Source organism: Dactylosporangium sp. NPDC050688 (assembly GCF_040654515.1).
GTDB lineage: Bacteria > Actinomycetota > Actinomycetes > Mycobacteriales > Micromonosporaceae > Dactylosporangium.
In genome coordinates, this window is sequence record NZ_JBFAIC010000001.1 from 108,397 (window position 1) to 132,344 (window position 23,948).

At 72.0% G+C, this 23,948-nt stretch carries 28 protein-coding genes and 1 pseudogene; 23 read left to right on the top strand and 6 right to left on the bottom strand.

Annotated elements, in window-relative coordinates; translation table 11 throughout:
- Positions 1 to 95 precede the first annotated feature (95 nt).
- On the top strand, positions 96 to 539 hold the full coding sequence (locus AB0H83_RS00515) for an NUDIX hydrolase (protein ID WP_360084499.1): 444 nt from the start codon (positions 96 to 98) through the stop codon (positions 537 to 539).
- 37 nt (positions 540 to 576) lie between these two features.
- Here AB0H83_RS00515 and AB0H83_RS00520 read toward each other — a convergent pair whose 3' ends face one another.
- The gene (locus AB0H83_RS00520) at positions 577 to 2,241 is read right to left on the bottom strand and encodes an alkaline phosphatase D family protein (RefSeq protein WP_360084502.1); all 1,665 of its coding nucleotides are present in this window, start codon (positions 2,239 to 2,241) and stop codon (positions 577 to 579) included.
- Between the two features lie 105 nt (positions 2,242 to 2,346).
- On the opposite strand from AB0H83_RS00520, the gene ftsY reads away from it, so the two are divergent.
- The 19 genes from ftsY (at position 2,347) to AB0H83_RS00615 (ending at position 19,083) form a co-directional block, all read left to right on the top strand.
- Positions 2,347 to 3,555, top strand: a complete 1,209-nt coding sequence (gene ftsY, locus AB0H83_RS00525) for a signal recognition particle-docking protein FtsY (RefSeq protein WP_360084505.1) — start codon at positions 2,347 to 2,349, stop codon at positions 3,553 to 3,555.
- Between the two features lie 79 nt (positions 3,556 to 3,634).
- Entirely contained in the window at positions 3,635 to 4,423 is a 789-nt protein-coding gene (locus AB0H83_RS00530) for an aminoglycoside phosphotransferase family protein (RefSeq protein ID WP_033357818.1), read from the top strand.
- Positions 4,424 to 4,595: 172 nt separating this feature from the next.
- Entirely contained in the window at positions 4,596 to 5,972 is a 1,377-nt protein-coding gene (locus AB0H83_RS00535; protein WP_360084509.1) for an ammonium transporter, read from the top strand.
- Positions 5,973 to 5,999: 27 nt separating this feature from the next.
- Positions 6,000 to 6,338, top strand: coding sequence for a P-II family nitrogen regulator (locus AB0H83_RS00540; protein ID WP_033358035.1), 339 nt, complete (start codon positions 6,000 to 6,002; stop codon positions 6,336 to 6,338).
- A gap of 33 nt (positions 6,339 to 6,371) precedes the next feature.
- Positions 6,372 to 8,627, top strand: coding sequence for a [protein-PII] uridylyltransferase (locus AB0H83_RS00545; RefSeq protein WP_360084512.1), 2,256 nt, complete (start codon positions 6,372 to 6,374; stop codon positions 8,625 to 8,627).
- A 58-nt stretch (positions 8,628 to 8,685) separates the two neighbouring features.
- Positions 8,686 to 10,224 carry a signal recognition particle protein gene (gene ffh / locus AB0H83_RS00550; protein WP_360084515.1) on the top strand — a complete coding sequence of 513 codons (1,539 nt, stop codon included), beginning with the start codon at positions 8,686 to 8,688 and terminating at the stop codon, positions 10,222 to 10,224.
- Positions 10,208 to 11,302, top strand: a complete 1,095-nt coding sequence (locus tag AB0H83_RS00555; RefSeq protein WP_360084518.1) for an amidohydrolase family protein — start codon at positions 10,208 to 10,210, stop codon at positions 11,300 to 11,302. The genes ffh and AB0H83_RS00555 overlap by 17 nt, the downstream gene beginning before the upstream one ends.
- A 7-nt stretch (positions 11,303 to 11,309) precedes the next feature.
- Complete coding sequence (locus AB0H83_RS00560; protein ID WP_360084521.1) at positions 11,310 to 11,960, top strand: DUF402 domain-containing protein; 651 nt, start codon at positions 11,310 to 11,312, stop codon at positions 11,958 to 11,960.
- A gap of 2 nt (positions 11,961 to 11,962) precedes the next feature.
- A complete protein-coding gene (locus tag AB0H83_RS00565; RefSeq protein ID WP_360085518.1) occupies positions 11,963 to 12,613 on the top strand; it encodes a DUF402 domain-containing protein in 651 nt (216 codons plus the stop codon).
- A 180-nt stretch (positions 12,614 to 12,793) separates the two neighbouring features.
- Entirely contained in the window at positions 12,794 to 13,255 is a 462-nt protein-coding gene (gene rpsP / locus AB0H83_RS00570) for a 30S ribosomal protein S16 (RefSeq protein WP_360084524.1), read from the top strand.
- Positions 13,230 to 13,487: an RNA-binding protein gene (locus AB0H83_RS00575; RefSeq protein ID WP_033357826.1), complete on the top strand. Its 258-nt coding sequence runs from the start codon at positions 13,230 to 13,232 to the stop codon at positions 13,485 to 13,487. Before rpsP ends, AB0H83_RS00575 begins: the two co-directional genes overlap by 26 nt.
- Before the next feature lie 3 nt (positions 13,488 to 13,490).
- Positions 13,491 to 14,042, top strand: coding sequence for a ribosome maturation factor RimM (gene rimM / locus AB0H83_RS00580; protein ID WP_360084528.1), 552 nt, complete (start codon positions 13,491 to 13,493; stop codon positions 14,040 to 14,042).
- Positions 14,039 to 14,755 carry a tRNA (guanosine(37)-N1)-methyltransferase TrmD gene (trmD, locus tag AB0H83_RS00585; protein ID WP_360084531.1) on the top strand — a complete coding sequence of 239 codons (717 nt, stop codon included), beginning with the start codon at positions 14,039 to 14,041 and terminating at the stop codon, positions 14,753 to 14,755. The genes rimM and trmD overlap by 4 nt, the downstream gene beginning before the upstream one ends.
- A gap of 96 nt (positions 14,756 to 14,851) precedes the next feature.
- Positions 14,852 to 15,208 carry a 50S ribosomal protein L19 gene (gene rplS, locus AB0H83_RS00590; protein ID WP_033357828.1) on the top strand — a complete coding sequence of 119 codons (357 nt, stop codon included), beginning with the start codon at positions 14,852 to 14,854 and terminating at the stop codon, positions 15,206 to 15,208.
- Between the two features lie 856 nt (positions 15,209 to 16,064).
- Positions 16,065 to 16,877 carry a signal peptidase I gene (gene lepB / locus AB0H83_RS00595; RefSeq protein WP_360085521.1) on the top strand — a complete coding sequence of 271 codons (813 nt, stop codon included), beginning with the start codon at positions 16,065 to 16,067 and terminating at the stop codon, positions 16,875 to 16,877.
- Positions 16,878 to 16,897: 20 nt separating this feature from the next.
- Complete coding sequence (gene lepB / locus AB0H83_RS00600) at positions 16,898 to 17,542, top strand: signal peptidase I (protein ID WP_360084534.1); 645 nt, start codon at positions 16,898 to 16,900, stop codon at positions 17,540 to 17,542.
- Between the two features lie 19 nt (positions 17,543 to 17,561).
- Positions 17,562 to 18,020 carry an NUDIX domain-containing protein gene (locus AB0H83_RS00605; protein WP_360084537.1) on the top strand — a complete coding sequence of 153 codons (459 nt, stop codon included), beginning with the start codon at positions 17,562 to 17,564 and terminating at the stop codon, positions 18,018 to 18,020.
- A complete protein-coding gene (locus AB0H83_RS00610; RefSeq protein WP_360084540.1) occupies positions 18,020 to 18,766 on the top strand; it encodes a ribonuclease HII in 747 nt (248 codons plus the stop codon). Before AB0H83_RS00605 ends, AB0H83_RS00610 begins: the two co-directional genes overlap by 1 nt.
- Complete coding sequence (locus tag AB0H83_RS00615; RefSeq protein WP_033357832.1) at positions 18,763 to 19,083, top strand: DUF2469 domain-containing protein; 321 nt, start codon at positions 18,763 to 18,765, stop codon at positions 19,081 to 19,083. The genes AB0H83_RS00610 and AB0H83_RS00615 overlap by 4 nt, the downstream gene beginning before the upstream one ends.
- A gap of 31 nt (positions 19,084 to 19,114) precedes the next feature.
- On the opposite strand, the gene AB0H83_RS00620 is transcribed toward AB0H83_RS00615, so the two are convergent.
- Positions 19,115 to 19,291, bottom strand: a complete 177-nt coding sequence (locus AB0H83_RS00620) for a hypothetical protein (RefSeq protein ID WP_360084544.1) — start codon at positions 19,289 to 19,291, stop codon at positions 19,115 to 19,117.
- Positions 19,292 to 19,395: 104 nt separating this feature from the next.
- Between AB0H83_RS00620 and AB0H83_RS00625 the strand changes: the two genes are divergently transcribed.
- Positions 19,396 to 20,004 carry a M23 family metallopeptidase gene (locus AB0H83_RS00625; RefSeq protein WP_360085524.1) on the top strand — a complete coding sequence of 203 codons (609 nt, stop codon included), beginning with the start codon at positions 19,396 to 19,398 and terminating at the stop codon, positions 20,002 to 20,004.
- Between the two features lie 59 nt (positions 20,005 to 20,063).
- On the opposite strand, the gene AB0H83_RS00630 is transcribed toward AB0H83_RS00625, so the two are convergent.
- From AB0H83_RS00630 to AB0H83_RS00645, 4 genes are read right to left on the bottom strand one after another with little or no spacing between them, the layout of a single operon-like run.
- A complete protein-coding gene (locus tag AB0H83_RS00630; protein WP_360085527.1) occupies positions 20,064 to 21,224 on the bottom strand; it encodes an aminotransferase class V-fold PLP-dependent enzyme in 1,161 nt (386 codons plus the stop codon).
- A 60-nt stretch (positions 21,225 to 21,284) separates the two neighbouring features.
- Positions 21,285 to 22,172 carry a tyrosine recombinase XerC gene (locus AB0H83_RS00635; protein ID WP_360085530.1) on the bottom strand — a complete coding sequence of 296 codons (888 nt, stop codon included), beginning with the start codon at positions 22,170 to 22,172 and terminating at the stop codon, positions 21,285 to 21,287.
- Between the two features lie 53 nt (positions 22,173 to 22,225).
- Positions 22,226 to 22,573, bottom strand: a complete 348-nt coding sequence (locus AB0H83_RS00640) for a hypothetical protein (protein WP_360084547.1) — start codon at positions 22,571 to 22,573, stop codon at positions 22,226 to 22,228.
- Positions 22,574 to 22,577: 4 nt separating this feature from the next.
- Positions 22,578 to 22,850: an ACT domain-containing protein gene (locus AB0H83_RS00645; protein WP_360084550.1), complete on the bottom strand. Its 273-nt coding sequence runs from the start codon at positions 22,848 to 22,850 to the stop codon at positions 22,578 to 22,580.
- Positions 22,851 to 22,953: 103 nt separating this feature from the next.
- Here AB0H83_RS00645 and AB0H83_RS00650 point away from each other — a divergent pair.
- Positions 22,954 to 23,244, top strand: a pseudogene (locus tag AB0H83_RS00650) (helix-turn-helix domain-containing protein); the annotation flags it as partial.
- Positions 23,245 to 23,289: 45 nt separating this feature from the next.
- Positions 23,290 to 23,862, top strand: a complete 573-nt coding sequence (locus tag AB0H83_RS00655; RefSeq protein ID WP_360085533.1) for a GNAT family N-acetyltransferase — start codon at positions 23,290 to 23,292, stop codon at positions 23,860 to 23,862.
- Positions 23,863 to 23,948 lie beyond the last annotated feature (86 nt).

The following is a 23,948-nucleotide window of genomic DNA, read 5'->3' on the forward strand; positions in this document are numbered from 1 at the left end:
AGGCGGACCACCGCGGTGATCCAAGTCGCGTCCCGGCCGTCCGGGCCGACCACGACACGACTTCGATCAACCGGACACCGGACTAGGTTGGCGGTGTGGAGCAGCAGCTGGCCGTCGGGGCGGTCGTGCGGCGGGGCAGGGATGTCCTGCTGGTCAGCGAGGACGTGGACGCCGAGACCGTGTGGGCGCTGCCCGGCGGGGCGGTCGGGGCCGGGGAGCCGCTGCTGGAGCGGGTGGCGCGGGAGGCCGGGTTCGCGGCGGTGACGGGCGAGCGGATGCTGTGGGTCGCCAGGTACACCGCCGGCGGCGTCCGGTACGAGACGCTCGGCTTCGAGGTGACCGGGGTCGGGGCCCACGACGGGTCGGGGGAGTGGGTCCACCTGACGGAGGCGGTGCGGCGGCTGGAGCGGATGTGGTTCGCGCCGATCAGGGAGCCTGCTGTGGCATATCTCACCGGCCGGGCCAGGGTCGCGACCCTGTGGACCTGGGCCGAGCTGGACGCCGAGCCGGTGACGGTCCCCGCCGTCCGTCCGGCCTGACCGTCGCGGCCGGCCGGACCGGCGGGTCGAGGTCAGGTCAGGCCAGCCGCAGGGACGCGACCTGGCCGAGGGTCTTGTCGGGGCGGGTGCCCTCGATCATCACGTGCGCCGAGCGGCCGTCCAGCAGCAGCACGCCGACGGCGTTGCCGAAGTACGGGTCGGCCGTCTTGGCCCAGCGCACCGGCGGGCGCGGCAGCCCGACGGAGCGGGCCAGGGCGCGCATCAGCCGCGCGGCCGGCGCGTTCCAGCCGAACTTCATCGCCGGGCGGATGTACCTCGGCATGTCGTTGTGCACCGGCGAACAGGTCAGCTGGTGCACGGGGCTGACCACCTCCGGGCCGAGGACGGCGCGGGCGGCGTACGAATGGTGCACGTCACCGGAGAGCACGCTGATCGACGCCGGGGGCGGTGAGACGCCGCCCTGGCCGGCGCCGACCCGGCTGAGCAGCTCGGTGAGCGCGTTGAACGAGCGCTGGAACGCCGCCCAGTGCTCCAGGTCGACGGCCTGGCGCAGCTTCTCGCCGAACTTCGAGACCCAGTCGCGGCGCGACTCGGCCAGCCGCTCGGTCGCGGCCTCCAGGTGGTGGATCGCCGGCGGCAGCAGCCACGGCAGCGAGGAGCCGATCAGCAGGTGGTCGTAGTCGCCGGGCAGCTGCTCGGTGAGCCAGGTCCACTCCGACTCCTGCAGCATCGCCCGGTGGCCGTGCTCCAGCCGGCGGGCGGCGCGGTTGTCGACGACGATCAGGCGGGTGCGGTCGATGTCGATCGCGTAGCTCCACCGGTACGCGGTCGGCTCCTGGTCGGCGCGGGTGCCGAACGCGTCGAGGACCTCGGTCGCGTCGTCCGCGGCGGCGCGCACGGCGGCCCAGACCCGGTCCCCGTCGAGGGCGCTCGGCGCGATGTTGCCCAGGTGCTGGTAGACCCAGTAGGACGACAGGCCGGCCCGGATCCGCTCCTCCCACCACGACAGCGCCGACATCTGGGTGCGCCAGCGGTCCGAGGTGTTCCAGTCGTCGATGATCTCGTGGTCGTCGAAGATCATCACGCTGGGCACGGTGGACAGCAGCCAGCGGATCTCGGGGTCGCCCCACGAATCGAGGTACAGTTTCGTGTACTCGTGGAAGTCCACGACCTGCTTCTCCGGCGCGTCCGCGCGGCGCTTGCGGCGCCCGAGCCACCTCTGGATCTTCTCGGGGGTCTCATCGGCGTAGACCTGGTCGCCGAGCAGCACGAGCATGTCGGGCCACTCGGTGGGGGCGTCGGCGTTGATCGACTCGATGAGCCGCCCCGCGTAGGCGTCCAGCGCGTCGGGCGGGAAGCGGGTGACGCTGAGCGGGCTCGACTCCCGGCAGGAGCCGAAGATGAGCCGGACCGGCGCGCCCGGCGGTCTCGTGCGGATGGCGGAGGGCGGGGAGGTGTCCCCGGGCAGGGGCCAGACCTCCGTGCCGTCGATCTTCACCGTGTACGGCGTGACGGCGTCCTGCGGCAGCCCGGAGACCACGACCAGTGCGTAGTGGTGCCCGTGGACGGTGAAGGTGCGGGCGGACCCGCCCGCGGGGGCGGCGTCGACCTCGACCGTTGCCGGGTGTGACGTCTCGACCCAGATCGTCGCGCGGTCGCCTTCGATACGGCGCAGGACCGGACCCAGCAGCAGCGGGCCGCGATCCTCGTCGAGGGATCGGGGCGAGTCGTCCTCCGGCATGTCGTGGACCTCCAGGACGCTAGGGGTGCAGTGAAGATGATCCTGCGTGGGCGGACCTGGCGCCACTGCAGGCCGCAGCGCACGTTGTCTGGGAGGATTCCTGCCATGGAGTCGTACATCGTCTTCGGCCTGGTGCTGCTCGTCGTGGTGATCGGGGCGACCCTCGCGCTGGTAGCGCCCCGTTTCCGTAAACCACCGACCCTCCCGCCGAGGGCACCCGAGAAGCCGGTGCCCCCGGCTCCGACGAAGCAGGCGCCGCCCGCAGCCGCCCCGCCGGTGGTGGAGGCGCCGCCGGTGGTGGAGGCCCCGCCGCCCGTGGTCGAGGCACCGCCGCCCGTGGTCGAGGCGCCGCCGGTGGTGGAGGTCCCGCCGGTCGAGGTGCCGGAGCCGACCGCCGGGCGGCTGGTGCGGCTGCGCGCCCGCCTGTCGCGCTCGCAGAACGTGTTCGGCAAGGGCCTGCTCGCCCTGTTGTCGCGCGACAAGCTCGACGACGACACCTGGGACGAGATCGAGGAGACCCTGATCGGCGCCGACGTCGGGGTCGCCGCGACCACCGACATCGTCGGCAAGCTGCGGGATCGGGCCCGCGTCCACGGCACGGCGACCGCCTCCGAGCTGCGCGGCATGCTCGCCGACGAGCTGGTCGCGGCGCTCGAGCCGCAGCTGGACCGCAGCCTGGCCGCGACCCAGCGCGACGGCCGCCCGGCGGTCCTGCTGATCGTCGGCGTCAACGGCGCCGGCAAGACGACCACCTGCGGCAAGATCGCGCGGGTACTGATCGCCGACGGTCACACGGTGGTCATGGGCGCCGCCGACACGTTCCGGGCCGCCGCCGCGGAGCAGTTGGCCACCTGGGGCGGCCGGGTGGGTGCCGAGGTGGTCCGCGGCCCCGAGGGCGCGGATCCGGCGTCGGTGGCGTTCGACGCGGTCAAACGGGGTATCGAAGCCGGTGTGGACACCGTGCTGATCGACACCGCGGGCCGGCTGCAGAACAAGGTCGGCCTGATGGACGAGCTGGGCAAGGTCAAGCGGGTCGTGGAGAAGCACGGCCCGGTGGACGAGACCCTGCTGATCCTCGACGCCACCACCGGCCAGAACGGCCTGGAGCAGGCGCGGGTCTTCACTGAGGTGGTCGATGTCACGGGTGTGGTGCTCACCAAGCTGGACGGCACCGCCAAGGGCGGGATCGTCATCGCCGTCCAGCGCAAACTGGGCATCCCGGTGAAGCTGGTCGGCCTCGGCGAGGGCCCCGACGACCTCGCACCGTTCGATGCCCGACAGTTCGTCGACGCACTCGTTGGCACGGACGCGTAACCTCGGACGGTAGCTTGGCACGGTAACTGGGTCGGGTGCGTAGGTCTGCCCGGCCGACGGAGCTCACGAAGGACGACACGTGACGCAGCAGGAGATCCCCCTCCACGGCGGAAACACCTCCGTCGTGGTGCGCTCGGGAGACACCGTGCGCCGCAACGCCGGCCCCTGGACGCCGGCGGTGCATGCGCTGCTGCGGCACCTGGAGTATGTCGGCTTCACCGGTGCGCCACGGGCGTTCGGCATCGACGAGCGGGGCCGCGAGGTCCTGTCCTACCTGGAGGGCGAGTCGGGCGGCTACCCGCTCGCCCCGCACTGGGTGACCGACGAGGCGATGGTCACCGTGGCGACGATGCTGCGGATGTTCCACGACGCGCAGGCCGGGTTCCGCCCGCCGCCCAACGCGGTGTGGCGCTCCTTCGGCCCGCCGCCGCCGGACACCGAGGTGATCTGTCACCACGACGCGGCCCCCCACAACGTGATCTGGCGGCCCGACGGGACGTTGTCGCTGATCGACTTCGACCTCGCCTCGCCGGGCGCCAGGATCTACGACGTGGCGTACGCCGCGTGGACCTGGGTGCCGCTGTTCTCCGACCGTGACTCCTACACGCTGGGCTGGAAGCGGCCGAACCGGCCGCGGCGGCTGCGGATGTTCGCCGACGCCTATGGGCTGACCCCGCGCGACCGGCACCGCCTGGTGCGTGTGATCAGGAAACGCATCGTCGACCACATCGAGGGAATTCGACGTATGGCGGCCGCGGGCGACCCGGCATTCGTGCGGATCGTGCACAAGGGGCATTTGCGCCGTCCGGTCCGTGACCTGCGGCTCATCGACTACGAACGGCACACGCTCGAATACGCCCTTCGATAGGGAACGTCCGACGTGTGAAGCTTTCTTCACACGCTGGAAACATGACGTGACGCCTTAGAAACCGCTCAGCGTCGGTGCGCGAAACGTGGGCCCTGGAAGCTCTCGCGCAACCGGCTGAAGGGCGACGCTGCCTCGAAGGCCGGAGGGAGGATCCGACTTATAGGAGGCAGGCGTGCCGGAACCGACGCCTTTTGACGGCAGTAATACCGCATGGTTGCTGATCTCTACAGCACTTGTGCTGCTCATGACGCCGGGTCTGGCACTGTTCTACGGTGGCCTGAACCGCTCCAAGGGCGTCCTCAACATGATGATGATGAGCTTCTCGTCGATCGGGCTCGTCAGCGTCCTGTGGCTGTTCTACGGCTTCAGCATGTCCTTCGGCACGGACACCGCCGGCGGCCTCTTCGGTGAGCTGAGCAGCTTCCCGGGGACCAAGACGTTCCTCGCCGAGACCGACCTCTGGGGCGCCACGGGCATCCCGACCTACGTCTTCATGGCCTTCCAGATGACGTTCGCGGTCATCACCGTCGCGCTGATCAGCGGTGCACTCTCCGACCGGACGAAGTTCGCCGGCTGGCTGCTGTTCGCCTTCGGCTGGGCCACGCTGGTCTACTTCCCGGTCGCCCACAACGTGTGGGGCGGTGGCTGGATCACCCAGAAGTTCCACCCGCTCGACTTCGCCGGTGGCACGGCCGTGCACATCAACGCCGGTGCCGCCGCACTCGGTGTCGCACTGGTCGTCGGCAAGCGCATCGGCTGGCCGCGGGAGAGCATGAAGCCGCACAACGTGCCGTTCGTCGCGCTCGGCGCCGGCCTGCTGTGGTTCGGCTGGTTCGGCTTCAACGCGGGCTCCGAGCTGACCGTCGACGGCGTCACCGGCCTGGCCTTCATCAACACCCAGGTCGCGACGTCCGCCGCGGTGCTCGGCTGGATTCTCGTCGAGTGGATCCGTGACCGGAAGCCGACCCTGGTCGGTGCTTCGTCCGGCGCCATCGCCGGCCTGGTCGCCATCACCCCCGCCTGTGGCTTCATCGACCCGTGGGCCGCGGTGCTGCTCGGCCTCGTCGCCGGTGCCGTCTGCGCCCTCGCGGTGAGCCTCAAGTACCGGTTCGGCTTCGACGACTCGCTCGACGTCGTCGGCGTGCACTTCGTCGGCGGCTGGATCGGCACCCTGTGGCTCGGTCTGTTCGCCAACTCCAAGGCCAACGGCGCGATCACGGATGCGCTCGGCGCGAGTGACGGCCTGTTCTTCGGTGGCGGTGCCACCCAGCTCGGCCGCCAGGCCGCCGCTGCGGCTATCGTGACCGTCTGGTCGTTCGTGATCGCCTTCGGCCTCGCGTGGATCATCAACAAGACGATCGGCTTCCGGGCCTCGGCGGAGGCGGAGGTCGAGGGCATCGACATCGCCGAGCACGCCGAGAGTGGTTACGACCTGAACACCGCGGGCGGCGGCGCGGCGGCCGGTGCCTTCGCGATGGCCGGGATCGGTGGAAGCGCATCAGCAGCACCGGCGGCGCAAGCCCCGGCGTCGGAATCAGTTGCCGGTTAGCGTCGAGGGATGACGGAGGGAATGGGCATGAAGCTGGTGACCGCGGTCATCAAGCCGTACCAGCTCGACGCGGTGAAGGAGGCGCTGCACGCACTCGGTGTGGCCGGCCTGACCGTGAGCGAGGTTCAGGGGTACGGACGTCAGAAGGGGCACACCGAGGTCTACCGTGGCGCGGAGTACACGGTGGAGTTCGTGCCGAAGATCCGGGTCGAGATCGTCACCGACGAGCTGGACTTCGAGAAGGTCGTCGACGCCATCGTCACCGCCGCACGCACCGGCAAGATCGGTGACGGCAAGGTGTGGGTCACCTCGGTCGACGAGGTCATCCGGGTCCGCACCGGCGAGCGCGGCCTCGACGCCCTGTAGTCGAGTCCTGATCACTGTCTGAATACTGAGCACATGACGCAACCGACGGCACCCGCTCCGGTCCTTTCCACCGGGGCGGGTGCCGTCGCGCGTGCCGAGCGCTCCGCGGCGCTGGACGCCTGGCTGTCCAAGGTTTACGCCGATGCCGGGGGCGGCACCGACGGTGTCGCGCTCGTCGCCGTCGGCGGGCTGGGCCGGCGCGAGTGCGCCCCGCGCAGCGACCTCGACCTGGTCCTGCTGCACAGCGGGGAGCCCGGCGCCGAGGCCACGGCCGACGCGCTCGGCACCCGGATGTGGTACCAGATCTGGGACGCGAAGTTCGCCCTCGACCACTCCACCCGCAGCCCCGAGCAGGCCCTCGTGCTGGCCCGGGAGGACCTCAAGGTCGCCCTCGGCCTGCTCGACGCCCGGCTCATCGCCGGTGACGCCACCCTGCTCGCCGGCCTGCACACCGCCGCCGTGGCGCAGTGGCGGCGCGAGGCGCGGCACCTGCTGCCCGTGCTGCGCGAGCTGACCCAAGCCCGCTGGTCCGCCCACGGCGAGCTCGCCTTCCTGCTCGAGGGCGACGTCAAGGAGTCCCGCGGCGGCCTGCGTGACGTGGGCGTGCTGCGCGGCATCGGCTTCGCCGGCGTCGCCGACGGACCCCGCCCTGCGGTCCGCGGCGCCCACCGCACCCTGCTCGACGTCCGCGACGCGTTGCACGCCGTGCGCGGCCGCCGGGTCGACCGGCTCCTCGCCCAGGACCGCGACGAGGTCGCCGAGCTGCTCGACCTCGGCGACCGTGACGAGGTGCTGCGGCGCATCGCCGAGGCGGCCCGCACCATCGCGTATGCCAGCGACGACGCCTGGCGGGCGGTGGAGCGCTGGTCCTCGCCCGGCATGCGCGGGCACGCCGAGCGCCGCCCCCTCGCCCGCGACGTCGTCGAGCAGCACGGTGAGGTGGTCCTCGCCCGGGCCGCCGTGACCCCGCGGCCCGACCCGACGCTGCCGCTGCGGGTCGCCGCCGCCGCGGCCCGCGCCGAGCTGCCGATCGCCCACGCGACCCTGGAGTGGCTCGGCGGGTTCGCCGCGCCGATGCCGCAGCCGTGGCCGGCGCCCGCCCGCGACGCCCTGCTCACGCTGCTCGGCAGCGGCCCGTCGATGATCTCGATCTGGGAGGCCTGCGACCGCTACGGGCTGGTCGTGAACTGGCTGCCCGAGTGGGCCCGGGTCCGCAGCCTGCCGCAGCACAGCCCGGTGCACCTGTTCACCGTCGACCGGCACCTGGTCGAGACGGCCCGCCACGCGGCGAAGCTGTCCCGCGACGTCGACCGCCCGGACCTGCTGGTGCTCTGCGGCCTGCTGCACGACGTCGGCAAGGGCCTGCCCGGCGACCACAGCACGGTCGGGGCGCCGATCGCCGCCGACATCGCGTCCCGGCTCGGCCTGCCCGACGCCGACGTCGCCCTGGTCGAGAAGGTCGTCCGGCTGCACCTGCTGCTGCCGGACACGGCGACCCGCCGCGACCTCAGCGACCCGCGCACCATCGGCACCGTCGCCGCCGCCGTCGGTGACGCCTCGACCCTCGCCGTGCTGCACGCCCTCGCCCGCGCCGACGCCGCCGCGACCGGGCCCGGCGCCTGGTCGGACTGGAAGGGCCGGCTGATCGCCGAGTTGGTCCGCCACGTCGAGCGGGCCCTGGACACCGGCGTGGTCGCCCCGCCGCCGTCGCCGGCCGCGGCGCTGCCCAAGCCGGAGAAGCTGCCGTCGGTGCGCATCGAGACCGACGTGGTGTCCGTGACCGCCCAGGACCGGCGCGGGCTGCTCGCCGCGGTCGCCGGCTGCCTGTCGCTGCACCGGCTCGACGTGGTCACCGCCGACACGGTCAGCACCGGCGGCCTGGCCAGGATGGTGTGCGCGGTCCAGCCCCGCTACGGCGGGGAGGTCGACCGGGAGGCGCTCGGCAGCGAGCTGCGCCGCGCCGTGCTCGGCGAGCTGCCCGTCGCCGAGCGCCTGGCCGCCCGTGAGCGCTCCGCCAGGCACCGCAGCGCGGTCCCGCCGCGGGTGGTGTGGCAGCCGGCCAGCGCCGCGACCGCCGCCACCGTGCTGGAGCTGCGCGCCTCCGACACCCCCGGGCTGCTCTTCCGGGTGGCGCGGGCGCTGGAGGACGTGGGTGCCGACGTGCGCTCCGCGCGGATCTCGACCCTGGGCGGCGAGGTGGTCGACGCCTTCTATCTGGCCGGTGAGCTGTCCGACGACGACCGTGCCAGGGTGCAGGATGCCGTGCTGCAGGCGGCGACACCCGCCTAGAGACTCCCCGGCGTCGGTTACCCTTTGCAACAGCGCCTACCTCGAGGACGGATTCGTCGTGTTTGACACCCTCAGTGACCGGCTCTCCGGCATCTTCTCGAAGCTGAAGAGCAAGGGCAGGCTCACCGACGCGGACGTCGACGCGACCGCGCGGGAGATCCGCCTCGCGCTGCTCGAGGCCGACGTCGCCCTGCCGGTGGTGAAGGACTTCATCAGCCGGCTCAAGGAGCGTGCCCGCGGCGCCGAGGTGTCCAAGGCGCTCAACCCGGCCCAGCAGGTCATCAAGATCGTGCACGAGGAGCTGGTCGCGACGCTGGGCGGTGAGGCCCGCCGGCTCCAGTTCGCCAAGACCCCGCCGACCGTGATCATGCTCGCCGGTCTGCAGGGCTCCGGTAAGACCACCCTGGCCGGCAAGCTCGCCCGCTGGCTCAAGGCGCAGGGCCACCAGCCGCTGCTCGTCGCCTGTGACCTGCAGCGCCCCAACGCCGTCAACCAGCTGCAGGTGCTCGGCGGCCGGGCCGGCGTCGAGGTCTACGCGCCGCAGCCGGGCAACGGCGTCGGCGACCCGGTCAGCGTCGCCCGCGAGTCGATCGAGCACGCCAGGCGCCAGATGCGCGACATCGTCATCGTCGACACCGCCGGCCGGCTGGGCATCGACGCCGAGATGATGCAGCAGGCCGCCGACATCCGCGACGCGGTCGACCCCGACGAGGTCATCTTCGTCATCGACGCGATGGTCGGTCAGGACGCGGTCACCACGGCCCAGGCGTTCCGTGACGGCGTCGGCATCACCGGCGTGGTGCTGTCCAAGCTCGACGGCGACGCCCGAGGTGGTGCCGCGCTGTCCGTGCGGCACGTCACCGGCCAGCCGATCATGTTCGCCTCCACCGGTGAGAAGCTCGAGGACTTCGACGTCTTCCACCCCGACCGGATGGCCTCGCGCATCCTCGGCATGGGCGACGTCCTCACCCTCATCGAGCAGGCAGAGGCGGCCTTCGAGGACGACCAGAAGGAGCGGATGGCCGCCAAGATCATGGGCGGCGAGACGTTCACGCTGGAGGACTTCCTCGAGCAGCTGCAGGCGGTGCGGCGGATGGGCCCGATCGCCAACGTCCTGGCGATGATGCCCGGCATGGGGCAGATGAAGGACCAGCTGGCCGAGATCGACGACAAGCACTTCGACAAGGTCACCGCGATCATCCGTTCGATGACCCCGGGCGAGCGGACCAACCCCAAGATCCTCAACGCGTCCCGCCGGGTCCGTATCGCCAACGGTTCGGGCGTCACCGTCACCGACGTCAACCAGCTGCTCAGCCGCTTCGCCGACGCGCAGAAGATGATGAAGCAGATGGGCGGCATGATGGGTGTGCCCGGCATGCGCCGCAAGGCGACCAAGTCGCCGAAGAACAAGCGCAAGGGCGGCAAGGGCGGCGGCGGTGGCGGCATGCGCCAGCCCCGGCTCGGCGCCGGCATGCCGCAGCTGCCGCCGGGGTTCGACCCGGCCGCCATGGACCCCAACGCGGCCGGCCTGCCCGCCGGGTTCAAGCTGCCGAAGCTCGACTTCTCGAAGTTGCAGAAGCGTGACAAGGACTCCTGACCCGCTGCACGTCCGGGGCGTGCTGCTGCCCGACGACACCCGCCGCGACCTGTGGCTGGTCGGCGACCGGGTGACGTTCGAGCCGGTGCCGGGGTCGCAGACCGTCGCCGACGGCGGGTTCGTCCTGCCGGGGCTGGTCGACGCGCACTGCCACCTGGGCATCGCGCCCGGCGGGCACCCTTCCGCCGGGGTCGAGGCGGCCCGCAGCCTGGCGCTCGTCGACCGTGACGCCGGGGTGCTCGCGATCCGCGACGCCGGCTCGCCGATTCCGTACCCGATGCTCGACGACGACCCGGAGGTGCCGCGGCTGGCGCGGGCCGGGCGGCACGTCGCGCCGCCGAAGCGCTACCTGCGTGACATCGGTGTCGAGGTGGGCGCCGGGTCGCTCGCCGAGGAGGTCACCCGGCAGGCCGGGCTCGGCAACGGCTGGGTGAAGCTCGTCGGCGACTGGATCGACCGGGGCGTCGGCGACCTCGCCCCCGCCTGGGACCTGGAGTCGATGGCCGGCGCCGTCGCCGCGGCGCACGCCGCCGGGGCACGGGTCGCGGTGCACACGTTCGCCGAGGAGTCCGTGGCCGCGCTCGTGCGCGCCGGCGTCGACTCCGTCGAGCACGGCACCGGCCTGTCCGGCGACGACATCGCCGTGATGGCGCAGCAGGGCACCGCGCTGGTCCCCACGATGATCAACATCGCCACGTTCGGCGGGATCGCCTCGGCGGCGGAGGCGAAGTTCCCCGCCTACGCCCGGCACATGCTCGCGCTGCGCGACCGCTTCCCGTCGGTGGTGCGCCAGGCGTACGAGGCCGGCGTGCCGATCTACGTGGGCAGCGACGCCGGCGGTGGCATCGCGCACGGTCTGGCCGCCGAGGAGATGCTGCTGCTGCACCGCGAGGCCGGCATCCCGGCGGCGGACGTGCTGCGGGCCGGCTCGTGGGGCGCCCGGGCGTGGCTCGGCTTCCCCGGCCTGGTCGAGGGCGGTCTGGCCGACCTCGTCGTCTACGACAGTGATCCGCGCCACGACCTGACCGAGCTGCTGCGGCCTCGGCGCATCGTTCTCAAGGGGCGCGTCGTCCTATGATCGACGGGTGGCGCTGAGTTCCGGACGGGTGGTCCTGCACCGGCACTTCGCTCGTGAGACGCTCGTCTGGGCCCCGCTGGCCCGGGTCGTCGCCGACGACGCGCTCGGCATGCGGCTGTGGATGACGACCGGCAGCCCCCTCATCCGTGAGGTCACCGTCGACGGCCGCGGGCCGCGCGACATGTCCTTCGCCGAATGGGTGGAGACGCCGAAGAAGATCATCCAGGATGTGTACCGGGGACCCGACATCCTGAAGTTCAACCCGCGCGGCGCCGCGTATTCGGTGTGGTGGCTGTTCGACCCGGCCGGCCGCTTCCGGGCGTGGTACGTCAACCTGGAGGAGCCGTCGGTAACCTGGGACGACGGCGACGTGGCCGGGATCGACCTCACCGACCAGGACCTGGACATCTGGGTGTGGCCGGACCGGCGCTGGGACTGGAAGGACGAGGACGAGTTCACCGAGCGTCTCGCCTTTCCCGACCACTACTGGGTCGGCGACGCCGAGGCGGTCTGGGAGCAGGGGCGGCAGGTCGTGCCGGCGATCGAGGCCGGCGCCTGGCCGTTCGACGGCACCTGGACCGACTTCCGCCCACCGGCCGACTGGAGCGTCCCGCCGCCCGTCACCGAGGGCTGGGACCGACCGAGGGAGCGCCGTTGACCGTGAGGTTCACGCCCGGGCAGGTCATCATGCACCGCAACGTGCGGCGGGGCAGGCTCGGCTGGGTCCGCCCGGCCAGGGTCGTCTCCGACGACGAGCGCGGCCTGCTGGTGTGGATCGCGCGGGGCACGCCGGTCGTCAACGAGGTCTCCGGCGACGGGTTCGGCATGCGCACGATGCCCTTCGCCGAGTTCGTGACCCGGGGCACCGCGCTCAAGGAGGGCATCTGGAACGGGCCCGGCGTGCTCAAGCTGCACCGGCCCGGCGACCCCGCGCACTCGGTCTGGTGGTTCCACGACGACGAGGGGCGCTTCACCAACTGGTACGTCAACCTGGAACTCCCCGCGGTCCGCTGGCGCGACGAGGACGGCACCAGCGGCGTCGACGTCACCGACTGGGACCTCGACATCGTCGTGGCCCCGGACCGGGTGTGGCGCTGGAAGGACGAGGAGGAGTTCCTGGAGCGCCTCGCCCTGCCGGAGCACTACTGGGTGCCCGACGAGGCCACGGTGCGCGCCGAGGGTGAGCGGGTCGTCAAGGAGATCGAGGCGGGCCAGTTCCCGTTCGACGGCACCTGGACCGATTTCACCCCGCCGGCGCACTGGACGCTGCCCTCGCTGGAGCGCGGCTGGGACCGGCCGCCGGCCCGATAACCGGCATCCGTTTTTGCGGTCGGTAACGGGTCTGGCACAATGGACCGCTGGTATCAGGTTTCGCGTCGAGCCCTCTAACCCGGCGTCGGGTCCTTTCCGTCAGAGCAGCCGAAGGCGCCAATCCCCACGGTGTCCGGACGTTCGCTCGGCTTCCACACAGATCCAGGAGCGAGCAACCAAGTGGCCGTCAAGATCCGGCTCCTGCGGATGGGCAAGATCCGCAACCCGCAGTACCGCATCGTCGTCGCCGACGCACGCACCAAGCGTGACGGTCGGGCGATCGAGTTCGTCGGGCTCTACCACCCGAAGGAGGAGCCCTCGCGCATCGAGGTCAACTCTGAGCGCGTCCAGCACTGGCTGTCGGTCGGCGCCCAGCCGAGCGAGGCCGTGCAGGCCATCCTCTCCAAGACCGGTGACTGGCAGAAGTTCAAGGGTCTGCCCGCGCCGGCCGAGCCGCTGAAGGTCCGGGCCGTCGCGCCCGACCGTCGCGCCACCTACGAGGCCGAGGCGCAGGCCGCCGCCGGTCTCGCCGAGGCGCCGAAGGCGAAGAAGGCCGCCGAGCCGAAGAAGAAGGCCGAGGCCGAGGCCCCGGCCGCGCAGGCTGAGGAGCAGACCGGTGCCGGCGCCGGCACGGAGGCCTGACGTGTTGCGCCCCGCGCTGGAGCACCTGGTCAAGGGCATCGTCGACAACCCCGACGACGTCCGCGTCCGCATGGTCGACTCCCGGCGCGGCCAGCGCCTCGAGGTCCGCGTCAACCCGGAGGATCTCGGCACGGTGATCGGTCGCGGTGGTCGCACCGCGAAGGCACTTCGCCAGGTGATCACATCGATCGGCGGCCGCGGCGTCCGCGTCGAGATCGTCGACGCGTACTGATCCATGCTCCTCGTCGTCGGTCAGATATTTCGGGCGCACGGCATCCGCGGCGAGGTCGTGGTTGACGTCCGCACCGATGATCCGGCAGATCGTTTCGCCGTCGGGTCGGTCCTGGTGACCGACTCGACGGCGGTCCGGCATCTGCAGAACGTCCCGGCCGGTGCCTGGCGCCCGCCGGCGACCCTCACCGTCGAGTCGGTCCGCCCCCACCAGGGCAAGCTGCTCGTCGTGTTCGAGGGCATCTACGACCGCAACCTCGCCGAGGACATGCGCGGCGTGCTGCTCTGCGTGGACAGCGCCACCATCCCGGCCCCGACGGATCCCGACGAGTTCAACGACCACGACCTCGTCGGTCTCGCCGTCGTCGACGCGGCCGGGGAGAAGGTCGGCGAGCTGCTGCGCATCGACCACGCGCCCGCGCACGACCTGCTGGTCGTGCGGCTCACCGACGGCCGCACCGGCCTGGTGCCGTTCGTCCGCGAGATCGTCCCCGAGGTCGACGTGCCCGGCGGGCGGATCGTCATCACCCCGCCGGAAGGCCTGTTCGACCTATGAGGGTCGACGTCGTCACGATCTTCCCGGACTACCTCGCCCCGCTGGACCTGTCGCTGATCGGCAAGGCCCGCGGCACCGGGATCCTCCAGCTGGCCGTGCACGACCTGCGCCGCTGGACCCACGACGTGCACCGCACCGTCGACGACACGCCCTACGGCGGCGGCCCCGGCATGGTCATGCGCCCCGAGCCGTGGGGGCAGGCCCTGGACGAGCTGGCCGGCCCCGACACCCACCTGGTCGTGCCCAGCCCGGCAGGGACGCCGTTCACGCAGGCCGCGGCGCGGTCGCTGGCCGACGACCCGCACCTGCTGTTCGCCTGCGGGCGGTACGAGGGCATCGACCAGCGGGTGATCGAGCACGCCGCGACCAGGATGCGGGTGAGCGAGGTCTCCCTCGGCGACTACGTGCTCTTCGGCGGCGAGGTCGCGGTGCTGGTGATCCTCGAGGCGGTCACCCGGCTGCTGCCCGGGGTGCTGGGCAACGCCGACTCCCTTGTGGAGGAGTCGCACGCGGCTGGGCTGCTGGAGGCGCCGATGTACACGAAACCGCCGACCTGGCGTGGCCTGGACGTGCCGGACGTGCTGCGCTCCGGCGACCACGGCAGGATCGCCCGCTGGCGGCGCGAGGAAGGACTCCGCCGCACCGCCGAACGCCGCCCCGACCTCCTCCCGGGGGCCGGATTTCAGGTTCCGGGCGTCGATGTGGCAAAGTAGTGGGGTTGCTGCGGGCCGACGCCTGCGCACCCATGATCATCTGACATTCGCGCGCCATGGATTCGGGCGTGCCTTGAGTGACGAGGAACTGCCGCGATGAACACGCTGGACGCGCTCGACGCAATGTCGCAGCGGACCGATATCCCGAGCTTCCGCGCCGGCGACACCATCAAGGTGCACGCGCGGGTCGTCGAGGGCAACCGGTCCCGGGTCCAGGTCTTCCAGGGCGTCGTGATCCGTCGCCAGGGTGACGGCCTGCGGGAGACCTTCTCGGTCCGCAAGGTGAGCTTCGGCGTCGGTGTCGAGCGCACCTACCCGGTCAACAGCCCCGCCGTCGACCGCATCGAGGTCGTCACCCGTGGCGACGTGCGCCGGGCCAAGCTCTACTACCTGCGCGACCTCCGGGGCAAGAAGGCCAAGATCAAGGAGAAGCGCGAGACCAAGGTCGGCTGAGCCGCACCGTTGATCGACTTTCTTCGAGGAGGGCCCGCGCACGGGTCCTCCTCGAAGTCGTTCACCTGAAAGCTCGCTTTCCGGTGAACCGGTGCCGGGCTCCCCAATTTGGTCTTGTGCCTCTAGGCTGACGCCGATGGCAAGCGACTATGGCCGCGATGGTTACGACGATCGCGGCGATGACATACCCCCACGCCGCCGCCCCCTCGACCAGGAGGGCGGAGAGCGTGGGCAGCTCGGTTTCGGCGGCAACACCTACCCGGACCACGACTACTGGGGCCAGCCGAGCGGCGGCCGGCACGAGAGCCAGCCGACGTTCGACGCCTGGGGCCGCGGCGACGCCCGCGCGGCCCACCGTGGCGACGACCGGTCCTATCGCGGCGACGACCGCTGGGAGGACCCATACGGTGGTCGCGACCCCGGACGGGGCCGCTGGGACCGCGACGAGCCGCCGATCGTGCGCGACCGCGCCTTCGACGACCGGGGCTACGACGACCGCGGGTATGACTCCCGGGGCTATGACGAGCGCGGTTACGACGCGCGGGGCTACAACCGCCGCGGCTACGACGGCCGTGGGTATGACGACCGCGGCTACGACGCCCAGGGCTACAACGCGCGAGGCTACGACGCCGAGGGCTATAACGCGCGTGGATACGACGAGCGGGGATACGACGCCCGCGGCTATGACGAGCGGGGATACGACGAGCGCGGCGGCCACGACGGGCGCCGCACCGGCGAGCGCACCGGCGAGCGTGGCTACGACCGCGGCCGGGGCGCGTCGGCCCGGACCCGTGGCGCCTACGACGACGACAGCGCCACCTCCTGGCGCAGCAAGGTCCGCAAGAAGCGCAAGAACATGCCGCTGTGGCAGGAGCTGCCGCTGCTGCTGATCGTCGCGTTCTGCCTGGCGGTGCTCATCCGCACGTTCCTCGTGCAGGCGTTCTTCATCCCGTCCGGCTCGATGGAGGAGACCCTCCTCGTCGGCGACCGGGTGCTGGTCAACAAAGTGCTCTACGACATCCGCGAGCCCCAGCGCGGCGAGGTCGTCGTGTTCCAGGGCCCGGCCAACTGGGCGCCGGAGAACCAGGTCGACAAGGACGCCGGCTTCTTCGCCGAGCTCGGCCGCACCGTCGGCGACCTCGTCGGCTTCAGCCAGCCCGGCGAGAAGGACTTCATCAAGCGGGTCATCGGCCTGCCCGGCGACACCGTGTCGTGCTGCGACGTGCAGGGTCGGGTGTTCGTCAACGGTTACCCGCTGGACGAGTCGGCGTATGTCTACGAGGACTCACCCCTGGACGCTACGCCCAACCCGAAACAGTGCACGGCCCGCCGGTTCGGGCCGATCAAGGTCGAGCCCGGGCAGATGTTCGTGATGGGCGACCACCGCGGCGTGTCGCAGGACTCCCGGTGCCAGGGACAGGTGCCGATCGACAACGTCATCGGGCGAGCCTTCGTCATCCTGTGGCCGAGCGGGCGATGGGGTTGGCTGCCGGTACCCGACACATTCAAGAATGTGCCGAAGAACGCATCCGGGCCGGTGGGTCCGAGAGTGACGAAGGCGCCCGAATTACCTTTGGTGCCCGATATGGTGCTTGCCCCACTCGCGGTTTCTCTCACGGTTTCGACCCGTTCGGCGCGTCAGGAGCGGTTGAGGCGTCGTCGATGGTGAGGAACACGTACCCTCAGGGCGTGATTGACGAGCAGACCAAGCGCCCCAACACGTTCTGGCGCGAGTTGCCCGTGCTTCTGGGCGTGGCGATCATCGTCGCAGTCGTGGTCCGGGCCTTCGTCCTGCAGACGTTCTACATCCCGTCCGAGTCGATGGAGAACACCCTCCTCATCCGCGACCGAGTGCTCGTCAACAAGCTCGTCTATGACTTCCGGTCCCCGCACCGGGGCGAGGTCATCGTCTTCGAAGCCCCCGACTCGTGGCGCAACGACCCGTCCGAGGAGGACTTCATCAAGCGGGTCATCGCCACCGGCGGCGACCACGTGGTCTGCTGCGACGACAAGCAGCGCATCACGGTCAACGGCAAGGCCCTCGACGAGACCTACATCTACGCCGACGAGAGCGGGCTGCAGGACCTCCCCAGCGAGGAGCAGTTCGACGTCACCGTCCCGGCGGGCAGGCTGTGGGTGATGGGCGATCACCGGTCGAGATCCGGCGACTCCCGGTACAACTTCCTGCGCCACAACAAGGATCCCATCCAGGCCACCATTTCCGAGGACGACGTGGTGGGCAGGGCGTTCGTGGTCTTCTGGCCGTTCTCCCGGGCGAAATGGCTCAGCGTGCCCGAGACGTTCGACAAGGTGCCGGCGCCGACAGCGAAGTGAGACGTCGTAGTCTCGTCGTATGACCCACGTCGGGGGACACATCGACCGCCGGGCCGCGCGGGTGCTCCTGCTCGACCCGGCCGGCCGCGTGCTGATGCTGCACGGCTGGGACCCTGCGCGCCCCGAGCACACCTACTGGTTCACCGTCGGCGGCGGCCTGGAGCCGGGGGAGAGCCTGCTCGAGGCCGCGGTGCGCGAGGCGTTCGAGGAGACGGGCCTGCGCTTCGCCGCCGCCGACCTGATCGGGCCGGTCCGCACCGACACCGTGTCGTTCCCCTTCGATGGTCACTGGTATTCCCAGGAGCAGTCGTTCTTCGTCGCGCGGGCCGCCGACACGCAGATCGACCTGTCCCGGCTCAACGACGTGGAGCAGGGCTGCATCGACGAGGCCCGCTGGTGGTCCGCCGCGGCGCTGGAGACCACCAACGACCGCTTCTACCCGCCGGACCTGCCCGACCTGCTGCGGGCGGTGGCCTGATGCTGGCCCCGCCGCGCACCGTCGTGCACCGCGCCGCCGGGCTGTGGGCCCTGGAGCGGGCGCTGCAGCGGCGTGGCTTCGAGCGGGTCGGCGGCGCCGACGAGGCCGGCCGGGGCGCCTGCGCCGGGCCGCTCGTGGTCGCCGCGGTCATCCTGCCGCACGGCCGCCGCGGCGAGATCGAGGAGCTCAACGACTCGAAGCTGCTCACCGCCGCGGCCCGCGAGCGGATCTACGACGAGGTCGTCGCGCGCGCCACCGCCTGGTCGGTGGTGGTCATCCCGCCGGGTGAGATCGACCGCCGGGGGCTGCACGTGTCCAACCTCGCCGGCATGCGGCGCGCCTTCGCCGGCCTGGCCGAGCGGCCCGACTACGCCCTCACCGACGGCTTCCGCGTCGACGGCCTCGGCGCACCCGGCCTCGCCGTGTGGAAGGGCGACCAGGTGGCGGCCTGTGTGGCGGCGGCGAGTGTGGTGGCGAAGGTCACCCGGGACCGGATCATGCGGGCGCTGCACACGACGCACCCTGAATACGGCTTCGACGAGCACAAAGGGTATTGCACGCCGGTGCACCAGGCGGCGCTCGTGGCGCACGGTCCGTGCGCCGAGCACCGTTTCTCCTACGCGAACGTGGCGGCGGTGGGGCAGCGGGGGCCAAGGCGCGGTAACGTCGGCGTGGCGCCCGGCGAGGCCGCGACGGTGCCGGCGCAAGTGGGCGACAATGTGGCTATGGAAGGCGGACCGCGATGAGCGCCGAAGATCTCGAGAAGTACGAAACCGAGATGGAGCTCCAGCTCTACCGGGAGTACCGCGACATCGTCCGCCAGTTCTCCTACGTGGTGGAGACCGAGCGCCGGTTCTACCTGGCCAACCAGGTGGACCTGCACGTGCGTAACTCCGACGGCGAGGTCTACTTCGAGGTCGAGATGCACGACGCCTGGGTGTGGGACATGTACCGTCCCGCCCGGTTCGTGAAGAACGTGCGGGTGATGACCTTCAAGGACGTCAACGTCGAGGAGCTGGAGAAGCCCGACATCTCGCTGCCTGACAACGGCTTCGGCGGCTGACCGCCGCTGCCCCGGCCGGCTCGGCGCCCCGCTAGCGGCGCCGGGTCGGCCGTGTCGCTTTCAGGAACAGGTAGTAGCCGCCGGCGAGCACCACCAGGCCGAGGACCAGGTAGAACGCCAGCCCGAAGAGCAGCTTCACCAACCACCAGGCGACCATCCCCACGAGGATGATCCCGATCGTCATCAGCACGACCCGCACGCCGTTCATGCGGCGATCTTCGCACGGTTGTCCACAAGCGCCGCGTTGTCCACAGATCCGCGGCCGGCCGGTTGCCGGTGGGGGCGGGATCGGCGAGTCTTCGCCGCATGCCGATGCGCCTTCTCGCTCTTGTACTGGTAGCGCTCTCGTTCTCCGCCCCCGCTGCCGCCCCTGTCCTGGCTGAGCGGCCGGCCTTCGCGCGGCTGCTCTTCGCTCCGCAAGCCGCTGGCCGGGCCCATGTCGTGCCGCTTCATGGCCCGTCGCTCGCCGGCCCGGTGGTGTTCCGCGGTCCGCCGGCCTTCGAGCGGGGTCCTGGGACCTTCCGCTGGCCGCTGGCGCCGCCGGTGACCGTGACCCGGCGGTTCGCGGCGCCGCCGGACCCGTACCAGGCCGGACACCGCGGGGCGGACCTGCTGGGCGCGCCCGGTGCCGAGGTGCGCAGCGCCGGTCCCGGGGTGGTCGCCTTCGCCGGCATGGTCGCCGGGCGGCCGGTGGTGAGCGTGTCGCACCCGGGCGGTCTGCGGACCACGTACGAGCCTGTGGACGCCGCCGTCCGCGCCGGCACCGTGGTGTCGGCCGGGACGCCGCTGGGCACGCTGCGGGCGGGGCACACCGGCTGCCCGGCACCCGCCTGCCTGCACTGGGGCCTGCGCTCGGGGGAGGTGTACCTGGACCCGCTGAGCCTGCTGCACCGCGGCCGAGTCCGCCTCCTGCCCTGGTGACCCCGCCGCGCCGGGCCCGCCTCCCGCGGCAGGTTACGGCCGTCGCGGCGGTGTGCCGGTCAGCGGCGCAGCAGTTCGGGCAGGCCGTCGGCGAGGCGCCGGAAGTCCTCGGCGCGGTTGTACACCTGCGCCGACAACCGCAGGTAGCCACGGCCGCGCCAGGAGTTCAGGCCGACCTCGGTGGTGAGCTCGTCCGAGATGCGGCGGCGCAGGGCGGCCGCGGCCGCCGAGTCGTCCGCGGCGCCCGGCGGCAACGGCACGACCGTCATCGGCAGCCCGGTGCGGGCGGGCGCGGTCACGCCCAGCGCGGCGGCGAGCAGGGCCTGGCCGTGCTCGGCGAGCGCGACGTTGTGCCGGCGTACCGCATCCACGCCGAGGGACCGCAGCACGAACAGGCCGGAGGGCGCGGCGAGCCAGGGGGTGTAGTCGCGGGCGCCGACCCACTCCTGGTTGCCGGGGAAGCCGGCGGGCTGGCTCCACGACACGACCAGCGGCCGGAGCCGCTCCCGCCAGCGGGGCGCCACCGAGAGCAGGGCCGTGCCGCGGGGCGCGTAGGCCCACTTGTGGAAGTTGCCGACCCAGAAGTCGGCGCCGAGACCTGCCGCAGGCTCGTGCAACAGGCCCGGTGCGTGCGCCGCGTCGACGAGGACCGCGACGCGCTCGCCGGCCCGGGCGCGGACCGCCTCGACGATCCGGTGGACCGGCAGCAGCCGGGCGGTCGGCGACGTGATCTGGTCGACGATCACCAGCCGGGTCCGGCCGGTGACGGCGTCCAGGACCGCGGCGACGGCGGTGTCGTCGTCCGGGGCGAGCGGCATCCGGGCCACCCGCCGCCGCGCGCCGGTGCGGCGGCAGAACTCGTCGACGGCGAGGTCGACCGCGCCGTACCCGTGATCGGTGGTGACGATCTCGTCGCCGGCGTCAACGTCGAGTCCGGCCAGGACGGTCGCCGCGCCCGTCGTGGCGTTCTCGATCAGGGCGCTGCCGTCGGGATCGGCTCCGACGAATGCGGCGAGGTGCCGGCGTACGTGCGCGATCCGCTCCTCCAGTCCGACGCTGAAGAACCGGGGCGGGTTGGCCTCCATCTCGTCGCGCAGCCGCTGCTGGGCGCGCTGCACCGGGACCGGCACCATGCCGAACGAGCCGTGGTTGAGCTGCGCGACCGCTGCGTCGTTGGAGAACAGCAGCCGCGCGCCGGGAATCGGCTCCGGTGCGGACACATCCACGATCTTAATGTCCTGCGCCGCCGCGCCGGGCCGGCTTGCTCGGAGTCGCCGGCGTCATGCGCGGGGGTGGGCCTGCTCGTACGCGGACCGCAGCCGCTCGATCGAGACGTGTGTGTAGATCTGGGTGCTGGACAGCGAGGCGTGCCCCAGCAGCTCCTGCACCGATCGCAGGTCGGCGCCGCCCTCCAGCAGGTGGGTCGCGGCGCTGTGGCGCAGGTCGTGCGGGGATGTGTGGGGCAGGCCGGCCGCCCTGGCGTGGCCGTCGACGAGGCGGCGGGCGGCGGTGGGCTGCAGCCGGCCGCCCCGGGCACCGAGGAGCAGGGCCGCCGCGCTGGCCGGCCCGGCGAGGGCCGGACGGCCGTGCCGCAGCCATGCGGCGAGCGCCTGCTCGGCGGGCAGCCCGTACGGCACCGCGCGCTCCTTGTCGCCCTTGCCGACGACCCGCACGACGCGGCGCATCCGGTCGACGTCGCCGAGGTCGAGGCCGCACAGCTCGCTGACGCGGATGCCGGTCGCGTACAGCAGCTCCAGGACCAGCCGGTCGCGCAGGCCGACGGCGTCGTCGCGGCCGGCCGGCGCCGTCACCAAGGTCTCGGCCTGGTCGGCGCGCAGCACGGTCGGCAGGTCCCGGTGCGCCTTCGGGCTGGCCAGGCGCTGGCCCGGGTCGGTGGAGAGGAGCCCTTCGCGGTGCGCCCAGGCGGTGAACGTCCTCGCCGCCGCGGCGTGCCTGGCCAGGCTGGTGCGGGCGGCCCCGGCGGCCCGGCGGCGGGCGAGCCAGCCGCGCAGCACCATGAGCGTCAGCTCGCCTGGCGCGGTGGTGCCGGCGCGGGCGGCGTGGGCGAGCAGGGAGACGACGTCGCCGACATAGGCGCGCACCGTGTGCTCCGACCGGTTGCGCTCGCCGGCCAGGTGCCTGGCGAAGTCGTCGACCGCCGCGCGCATCGCCTCGGGCAGTTGCTCGTGCGTCGCCCTGACACCGTCCGCCTCGGCTCTGGTCACTTGCGGCGCAGCTGCTCTTCGAGGAACCGCTCGATCAGCCCGCGGACCACCGCCGCCATCGTGAACCCGTGCTCGGAGCACCAGGCCCGCAGCTCGGCGTGGCGCTCGGCGGGCAGGCGGAACGTGACCAGCTGGCTCTCCTCACCCGCCGGCAGGACGCCGCCGAGAGCGCTGTGCGCGCCGGTCAGCGCCCCGGTGCGCAGTTCGGCGGCGGCCGCGAGCAGGCTGCCGCTGCTGGCCTGCGACGGCGCGCCGCGGTCGAGGAGCCAGGCGGTGATCTCCTGGCGGGTGGTGGCGGGGAGCGTCTCGAGCAGCTCCACGAGCTTGTCGGCCGGAGCGGTCATAGTCCTACACGATAGCGCCCGCTATCTCGCTGGGGGCATCGACGGCCCACATTTCGAGGACCCGTACGCCCTGGATCTCCTCGAGTAGCCCGGGCAGGGAGCGGTCGATCACGACGCCGGGGACACTCACGGTGAACTCGTCGGTGGCGACCGTGCCGTCGCGGCTCAGCACCCGCATCTGCCGGATGTCCACGCCGAGGCGGCCGAGCAGCGTGGTGACCTGACCGAGGGAGCCGGGCCGGTCCGGCAGTTGCACGATCACGTGACGTAGCGACATGCGGCAAGCCTGACGACGCAGCGTTTCCTTGGAGTTACGACGCCACGTCGGTGGGCTTTCGGCATTGTTGACCCCGTCAAGAGAATCGTTGACTATGTCAACTATGACTATCGCGGCGGTACGCGAGTTCAACCGCTACTACACGAACCTGATCGGCGTGCTGCGGGCCGGACTGCTCGACTCGGCGTACTCGCTGGCCGAGGTGCGGGTGCTGTACGAGCTGGCCGTCGACCGGGCGCACGACACCGCCGAGCTGCGCAGGCTGCTGGACATCGACGCCGGGTACCTGAGCCGGATCCTGGGGCGGCTGGAGGCCGACGGGCTCGTCGCGCGCTCCCGCTCCGCGGCCGACGCGCGCCGCCGCCGCATCGAGCTGACCCCGGCCGGGCGGGAGGCGTTCGCGGCGCTCGACGCCCGCTCGGAGGAGCAGATCGCCGGGCTGCTCGCCGGCGTGGGGGAGGTCGACCGGCGGCGTCTGGTCGCGGCGATGACCACGATCCGGTCCGTGTTCGACGGGGTACTGCCGGCCCGCACCGTCGTGCTGCGCCCACCGCTGCCCGGGGACCTCGGCTGGGTCGTGCAGCGGCACGGCGCGCTGTACGCGGCGGAGTACGGGCTGGACGCCACCTTCGAGGCGATGGTCGCCCGGATCGTGGCGGACTACGCGACGTCGCACGACCCGCGTACCGAGGCCGGGTGGATCGCGGAGGTCGACGGGGCGCCCGTCGGCTCGATCTTCTGCGTGCGGGCCGGTGACGGGGTGGCCAAGCTGCGGCTGCTGTTCGTCGAGCCGTCGGCGCGGGGGATGGGGGCCGGCCGGGCCCTGGTGCAGGAGTGCGTGCGGTTCGCGAAGCGGGTGGGGTACCGCGAGATGGTCCTGTACACGCACGACGTGCTGACGGCCGCGCGGCATCTGTACGAGCGGGCCGGGTTCGTGCTGGAGAGCGCGACGCCGGCGGCGGTCTACGGCGTCGACGTGGTCGAGGAGCAATGGCGGTTGTCACTGGTCTGAGACGGCGCTCCGCGGTTTCCCGGTCCGTCGTCCATAGGGGGTGAGACGGCGCTCCGTGGTTCACCGCAAGCGGCGCGTTGTCTGCG

What these genes read in the sequence shown, in the direction of transcription:
- AB0H83_RS00605 (WP_360084537.1), top strand. Translation starts at nt 17,562, where the DNA reads ATGACCCACGTCGGGGGACACATCGACCGCCGGGCCGCGCGGGTGCTC.
- rimM (WP_360084528.1), top strand. Translation starts at nt 13,491, where the DNA reads ATGCTCCTCGTCGTCGGTCAGATATTTCGGGCGCACGGCATCCGCGGC.
- AB0H83_RS00615 (WP_033357832.1), top strand. Translation starts at nt 18,763, where the DNA reads ATGAGCGCCGAAGATCTCGAGAAGTACGAAACCGAGATGGAGCTCCAG.
- lepB (WP_360085521.1), top strand. Translation starts at nt 16,065, where the DNA reads ATGCCGCTGTGGCAGGAGCTGCCGCTGCTGCTGATCGTCGCGTTCTGC.
- trmD (WP_360084531.1), top strand. Translation starts at nt 14,039, where the DNA reads ATGAGGGTCGACGTCGTCACGATCTTCCCGGACTACCTCGCCCCGCTG.
- rplS (WP_033357828.1), top strand. Translation starts at nt 14,852, where the DNA reads ATGAACACGCTGGACGCGCTCGACGCAATGTCGCAGCGGACCGATATC.
- AB0H83_RS00540 (WP_033358035.1), top strand. Translation starts at nt 6,000, where the DNA reads ATGAAGCTGGTGACCGCGGTCATCAAGCCGTACCAGCTCGACGCGGTG.
- AB0H83_RS00610 (WP_360084540.1), top strand. Translation starts at nt 18,020, where the DNA reads ATGCTGGCCCCGCCGCGCACCGTCGTGCACCGCGCCGCCGGGCTGTGG.
- AB0H83_RS00645 (WP_360084550.1), bottom strand. Translation starts at nt 22,850, where the DNA reads ATGTCGCTACGTCACGTGATCGTGCAACTGCCGGACCGGCCCGGCTCC.
- ftsY (WP_360084505.1), top strand. Translation starts at nt 2,347, where the DNA reads ATGGAGTCGTACATCGTCTTCGGCCTGGTGCTGCTCGTCGTGGTGATC.
- AB0H83_RS00620 (WP_360084544.1), bottom strand. Translation starts at nt 19,291, where the DNA reads ATGAACGGCGTGCGGGTCGTGCTGATGACGATCGGGATCATCCTCGTG.
- AB0H83_RS00625 (WP_360085524.1), top strand. Translation starts at nt 19,396, where the DNA reads ATGCGCCTTCTCGCTCTTGTACTGGTAGCGCTCTCGTTCTCCGCCCCC.
- AB0H83_RS00635 (WP_360085530.1), bottom strand. Translation starts at nt 22,172, where the DNA reads ATGCGCGCGGCGGTCGACGACTTCGCCAGGCACCTGGCCGGCGAGCGC.
- AB0H83_RS00640 (WP_360084547.1), bottom strand. Translation starts at nt 22,573, where the DNA reads ATGACCGCTCCGGCCGACAAGCTCGTGGAGCTGCTCGAGACGCTCCCC.
- AB0H83_RS00545 (WP_360084512.1), top strand. Translation starts at nt 6,372, where the DNA reads ATGACGCAACCGACGGCACCCGCTCCGGTCCTTTCCACCGGGGCGGGT.
- AB0H83_RS00520 (WP_360084502.1), bottom strand. Translation starts at nt 2,241, where the DNA reads ATGCCGGAGGACGACTCGCCCCGATCCCTCGACGAGGATCGCGGCCCG.